This window comes from Propionivibrio sp., from assembly GCF_049316945.1.
GTDB lineage: Bacteria > Pseudomonadota > Gammaproteobacteria > Burkholderiales > Rhodocyclaceae > Propionivibrio.
Map to the genome: position 1 here is coordinate 1 of NZ_JBMOJE010000276.1, position 3,155 is coordinate 3,155.

The following is a 3,155-nucleotide window of genomic DNA, read 5'->3' on the forward strand; positions in this document are numbered from 1 at the left end:
GTGATTCGTGCCGCCAGGCCTTGCTGCGCCTGAAAACTGTGATAAATAATAAATATAAGCTTGCAAAAATATCGCAGAAATGAAGTTTCCCCCAGAGGCTCCATGGAGAAAGACGAAAAAACCCTGGTCGTGTCAAAGACACGGCCAAGGTTTCTCAGTGCAGCGTTGTTCGAAACAAAAACGCTGCACGCGCTTCGATCAACCGAAGCATGAGGTGACGCACGGCAAACGCGCCGTCACCGAAGGTGTCACCTTCGTCACCTTCGTCGGTGGCACACAATACATCTGCGCGCCTCTTTAGGATCAGAACATCGACCGAGGCGATGATTAACAAGACCGTTGCCAGTCTCCCTGTACTTTCTCAAGTCGCCAAAGCCTTAATCAGCAGCAGCATATTACGCTGACCTGCTTCTGCCTTTGCACGGTCGAAGTAGTTGATTCCGCAGTGTTTAACGAGGCCGATCTTCTTCGTCTTCCCCGTTACCGTGTTGATAATTCCCCACGTACTACCGATGGAATTATCAACCACCATAGGACCAACCAGGGGGCATCGCTACCCGGTTGCCGGTCCATCGTTGCCGTCTCGTACACGACCCGCCATCGTCTGCACACCAGCGCACGACAAAAGCATTTCATTTCGCTTCATATGCTTCAATTTCGCCTCACCCATCGGGTGACTCCTCAGATTCGTTGCAAACCCATAGTCTGCCGCCAGTTCGGCAGATTGGAACAGGGGCAACTCGTTTTTTTAGGATCAATCGTTGCAGGGAATTTTTTTCTCTGCTCACGGCTTCGCGATCACGCCCACCAGCACGAAAAGATTTATTTATAAAAACCGGTGAGTTATTCGTTCTCAGTGGTGTACCCATCGAAACGAGGAACCTTTTATGTCCGACAAATTCAACAAGTTGCACAATGCCCTGGTAATCGGCAATTCGAGAGCATTTGTTTCACTCGCCGGGAACGACCTGGACGCAGACACTATCGAGCGCCTTCTGAAGGTTGCCCATGGCTCCGGATTCGACCTCCTACTCAATGACGCGATGAAACAGTGCTCACCGGACACCCTGGATGCCGTGATTGCCCGGCTGCCTACCGCGAAACTGACCCGCAAGTTCGCCCAAAGCCTACTCATGACCGCGATCGACATCGATGCCCCCATGCCGATCCTCGCCCGTCTGCTGCAACTCTACGGCCGGGGTGTTGGCAAATTCTTGCCGGATTTAGCTGAAGCTGCAGCGAAGCGTTCTCGGGAAGATTTCCTGTCCTATCTAGCCCCCATGTTTCAGGAAGACCGCGCTTGGCCGGAATACCCTGATGGAAAAACCCTGTCGTTCATTGACGCGCGCAAGATGTGCGAAAAATCCCAGAAGAAGAGTGGATCCCTGCGATTCCCGAATCCTGTTGCTGCATTTTCCGCAAAGCAACTCGGGGAGAGGATGCTCAAGGTCATGTCCCAAGCCGCCCTCGAAAAAGCCGTGGACCTGAAAACCACCCTAACAGAGCTCGGCACCACCTATTTTCATCTTCAATATCAATCCCGGCTGCCCTCCTTGGCTCTGATGTCCATGGCCATGAAGTCGGATGACCCGGGAAACGTCGATGCTGTGTTCGCCACCACCGACATCACCCGCCCCGAATGGCTGGGCGTTGCCCTCAAGCAGAGACAGATTGGTGCGCTGGTTGCGGCCTGCCGCAACTGGGACTGGTCGAACTACCTGTTCAGCCAGAGAGAAAATGCGCTGCACGTTGCCGCTGGCCACGGCAATGGGCCTGCCTGCACGTGGCTTCTCGGGGCTGGCATGGATCCAGAACGTATGAATTCGAGGGGGGAGACGCCTTACGATTTGGCAAACGCTGGCGGTCACGATGAGGCCGCGAACATCATCCGCAAGGATGCCTTGCGCAAGACCTTAAGTCCTCTGGACTCGCGACCAAGCCGAGTCCGGAACAAGTCTTTAAAAAATGCCCGTCCTACCGCAGTTCAGGGTGACGTTTCCATCTTCCTGGATGAGGAGGATTGCGATGCCCAATTCTCCAAGGCCGTGAATGTCCCCCCCACATCGCAACCACTCATCCTGCGTCCTCTTGCCCGGGAATCCGATGTCCGTGAATATATGAACTCCGTCAAGGCAATGGATGCAGATGTGGCCAAACGTATCAACCGTTATGTGGATTTCAGTTCCGGTTACGATCGTGAGTTGGTGGCCTGCCCCGCGCCGACGATGCTCGAGGCCTTGCGTGCGCAGTTCCCGATATTCACGCCGGTATTGGACGACATTGAAGCCAACATGAACCTGCAATGGCAAACTTGGGAAATTACGGGCAAGCCACAACCTCTCAAACTGCCAAATTACCTGCTCGTCGGCGCCCCCGGCTGGGGAAAGACACGATTTATCTGCAAACTCGCCGACGCGCTCAGCCTCTCCTTTCGCCATTTTCAGATGTCTAGCATGTCAGCCGGCTTCATCCTTTGTGGCAACGACGCATCCTGGAGTTCGGCGCGCCCAGGCAAGATCTACGACCTTCTGGCAAACGGCCCCCACCTGAACCCCTTCGTGCTGCTGGACGAAATCGATAAAGTACGCCGCAATTCGCAATACCCGGCGGACGGCCCGCTGTATGAGTTGCTTGAACCAGAACAGGCTAGCAACTTCCGGGATGAGTTCGTCGATTTCAGGATTGATGCTTCCCACATCAACTGGTTCGCGTCCGCCAATGACCAGAGCAGGGCCGACACCGCCATCCTGTCCCGGTTCGAGCTCTTTTCACTGCCGGAACCTTCTCCGGAACACGCGAGGGGAACCATGCTTTCGGTTTTTCACGAAGTCCTCAAGGAAGCTGCATGGGGCCCGCTGTTCGACCCTGAGCCCACCGAAGATGTGCTTTCCATCCTGGCCTGTCGGTCGCCCCGTGAGGCAAAGCGCATGTTGCAGAAGGGCTTCGGTCGGGCGGGATTGGCGCGGCGCAGCAATCTAACCCCCGAAGATTTCCACGAGCCGAAACAGACGATACAGCGGCGCATCGGCTTCATATCTTGAACTGCTGCGGCAGGAAATGCCGCCGGCTGAATTTTAGGTATGAATTCGGCGTCTTTAGGCGTGCTTTGTTTACCCCTACAAGCCAAACCCACTGGTACTGCTGGGTTTATAGTG

Annotated in this window: 3 protein-coding genes; 1 reads left to right on the forward strand and 2 read right to left on the reverse strand. The window is 54.9% G+C overall.

The genetic code is table 11. The features are described 5' to 3' along the window. Positions 1–154: 154 nt before the first annotated feature. A complete protein-coding gene (locus tag ACOYNV_RS26905) occupies positions 155–334 on the reverse strand; it encodes a hypothetical protein (RefSeq protein WP_422902891.1) in 180 nt (59 codons plus the stop codon). Between the two features lie 27 nt (positions 335–361). Beyond that, positions 362–532: a hypothetical protein gene (locus tag ACOYNV_RS26910; protein ID WP_422902892.1), complete on the reverse strand. Its 171-nt coding sequence runs from the start codon at positions 530–532 to the stop codon at positions 362–364. A 355-nt stretch (positions 533–887) separates the two neighbouring features. On the opposite strand from ACOYNV_RS26910, the gene ACOYNV_RS26915 reads away from it, so the two are divergent. Beyond that, positions 888–3,041 (forward strand): AAA family ATPase, encoded by a 2,154-nt coding sequence (locus ACOYNV_RS26915; protein ID WP_422902893.1) that lies wholly within the window; start codon positions 888–890, stop codon positions 3,039–3,041. Positions 3,042–3,155 lie beyond the last annotated feature (114 nt).

Bases quoted from the DNA above. Each gene is read 5' to 3' on its own strand.
- ACOYNV_RS26910 (WP_422902892.1), bottom strand. From the start codon at position 532: ATGGTGGTTGATAATTCCATCGGTAGTACGTGGGGAATTATCAACACG.
- ACOYNV_RS26915 (WP_422902893.1), top strand. From the start codon at position 888: ATGTCCGACAAATTCAACAAGTTGCACAATGCCCTGGTAATCGGCAAT.